Source organism: Aeromonas sp. HMWF014 (assembly GCF_963878295.1).
GTDB classification, from domain to species: Bacteria; Pseudomonadota; Gammaproteobacteria; order Enterobacterales; family Aeromonadaceae; genus Aeromonas; species Aeromonas popoffii.
Map to the genome: position 1 here is coordinate 2,662 of NZ_CAWNYS010000351.1, position 2,360 is coordinate 5,021.

The window sequence follows — 2,360 nt, forward strand, 5'->3', positions numbered from 1 at the left end:
CGCCAGCTTGAACAGCTGCTCGCGGTCGCTGTGGGTCGCCAGCATGGAGCCGTTGCCCGGCTGGGATAGGCCCAGTGCCTCGGTCAGGCAGTTCATGGAGTTGGCGGTGAACATGCCGGAGCAAGAGCCGCAGGTGGGGCAGGCGCTGCGCTCCACCTGTTCGCTCTGGGCATCGGACACCTTGGGATCGGCGCCCTGGATCATGGCATCCACCAGATCCAGCTTGATGATCTGATCCGACAGCTTGGTCTTGCCCGCTTCCATGGGACCGCCGGAGACGAAGATCACCGGAATGTTGATGCGCAGGGCAGCCATCAGCATCCCCGGGGTGATCTTGTCGCAGTTGGAGATACAAACCATGGCATCGGCGCAGTGGGCGTTGACCATGTACTCCACCGAGTCGGCAATCAGCTCCCGCGATGGCAGGGAATAGAGCATGCCGCCGTGGCCCATGGCGATGCCGTCATCCACGGCGATGGTGTTGAACTCTTTGGCCACTCCGCCCGCAGCTTCGATCTCGCGGGCCACCAGTTGCCCCAAGTCCTTGAGATGCACGTGACCCGGTACGAACTGGGTGAAGGAGTTGACCACAGCGATGATGGGCTTGCCAAAATCCTGATCGGTCATGCCGGTGGCACGCCAGAGGGCGCGGGCCCCGGCCATGTTACGTCCGTGGGTGGTGGTGGCGGATCTCAACTTCGGCATTATCTCTACTCCCTGAATGCCCATATGGGCTCGATGCGTTATGCGGTGATGATACGAGTGGATCGGAATCGATCCTGGTGAGGACTCCACTGGGCAGCCCTCACCGGAAGCGACTCGGGGAGGCATGACACCTCCCCTCTCTCATCAGTCGTGAACTGGCGTCAGCCAGCCCCACTTGTCCTCGGTCTGACCGTTGAACAGGCCAAAGAAGGCGTTTTGCAGCTGCTCGGTCACCGGGCCACGGCTGCCAGCGCCCACCTTCATCCGATCGACGGAACGCACCGGCGTCACTTCGGCGGCGGTGCCGGTCATGAAGATCTCGTCCGCCACATAGAGCGCCTCGCGGGGCAGCGCCTGCTCACGCACCTCGTAACCCAGATCACGGGCCAGCGTCATGATGGTGTCGCGGGTGATGCCGGGCAGGATGGCGGCGGTGGCGGGCGGGGTAAACAGCACGCCATTCTTCACCAGGAACAGGTTCTCCCCCGCCCCTTCGCTCAGGTAGCCGTTCACATCCAGCGCCAGCCCCTCGGCGAAGCCGTTGCGTTTGGCCTCGCGGCTGATCAGTTGGGAAGAGAGGTAGTTGCCGCCCGCCTTGGCGCCAGTGGGGATGGTGTTGGGGGCGAGCCGGCTCCAGGAGGTGACACAGACGTCCACCCCGTTTTTCAGCCCCTCTTCACCCAGATAGGCGCCCCACGGCAGGGCGGCCACCATCAGATCAGCCTTGGCATCCAGCGGCGGATGCAGCCCCAGCCCCACGTTGCCGACAAAGGCCAGCGGGCGCAGATAGCCGCTCTTCAGGCCGTTCTCGCGCACCACGGTGCGGCAGGCTTCATTCACGTCGGACTCGCTGTAGGGCACGTCCATCCAGTAGATTTTGGCTGAGTCGAACAGGCGGCGGGTGTGCTCCTGCAGACGGAAGATGCAGGTGCCTTTGGGGGTATCGTAGGCACGCACCCCCTCGAACACCGAGGAGCCGTAGTGCAGGGCGTGGCTCATGACGTGTACCTGGGCATCCTGCCAGGGCACCAGTTTGCCATTGAACCAGATGTATTGCGGGTGAGTGGCGGATTGGGAAGACTGTGACATTGACGTTGCTCCTTAAGCTCTGATCCGGGGTTGCTGTTCCAGTGCATCGACCCGGGAGACGTCCACCAGCTTCACCAGCTGGCTCCACAACTGCTGGATGGGACGAACCGACTCGACAGTAACCGTGATCCGCAGTTGTTGGCAATCCTGCTCCGCTCTCGTTTCCATACTAAGAGCGCAGAGATTGAAGCCACGGTGACGCACCACCCGCAGCACCCGCTCCATCACTTCGGGTCTGGGCTGGGCGTGGATATGCAGGGTGTGTTGTTCAAATGCTGGCTGTGCAAGGGTGTGCGGGTTCATGGGCGTTGCTCCATCATCTTGTGGTTGGCGACTCCCGGCGGAACCAGGGGCCAGACGTTTTCTTCCTCTGAAATAGCCACATGCAGCAGATAGGCGCTTTCGCTCTCAAGCAGGCGATCGAGGGCACCGGCTATCTGTTCCTTACATGTGATGGTCTCACCCGGAATGCCGAAAGCGGCAGCCAGGGCGACGAAATCGGGGTTGTCGGAGAGGATGGTCTCGCTATAGCGGCCATCGAAGAACAGCTCCTGCCACTGACGCAC

4 protein-coding genes are annotated in these 2,360 nt (G+C 62.2%); all 4 read right to left on the reverse strand.

Features of this window, described 5'->3' with window-relative positions; translation table 11 throughout:
- Positions 1–705 (reverse strand): dihydroxy-acid dehydratase domain-containing protein (locus AAC083_RS23160; RefSeq protein ID WP_258224705.1); only part of this gene is annotated, 705 nt, incomplete at its 3' end.
- Positions 706–849: 144 nt separating this feature from the next.
- Positions 850–1,794, reverse strand: a complete 945-nt coding sequence (locus tag AAC083_RS14600; RefSeq protein ID WP_108536986.1) for a branched-chain amino acid transaminase — start codon at positions 1,792–1,794, stop codon at positions 850–852.
- A gap of 12 nt (positions 1,795–1,806) precedes the next feature.
- The gene (ilvM, locus tag AAC083_RS14605; RefSeq protein ID WP_042035889.1) at positions 1,807–2,097 is read right to left on the reverse strand and encodes an acetolactate synthase 2 small subunit; all 291 of its coding nucleotides are present in this window, start codon (positions 2,095–2,097) and stop codon (positions 1,807–1,809) included.
- On the reverse strand, positions 2,094–2,360 hold a 267-nt coding region (locus AAC083_RS23165), incomplete at its 5' end, for a thiamine pyrophosphate-dependent enzyme (RefSeq protein WP_258224706.1). The genes AAC083_RS23165 and ilvM, both read right to left, overlap by 4 nt.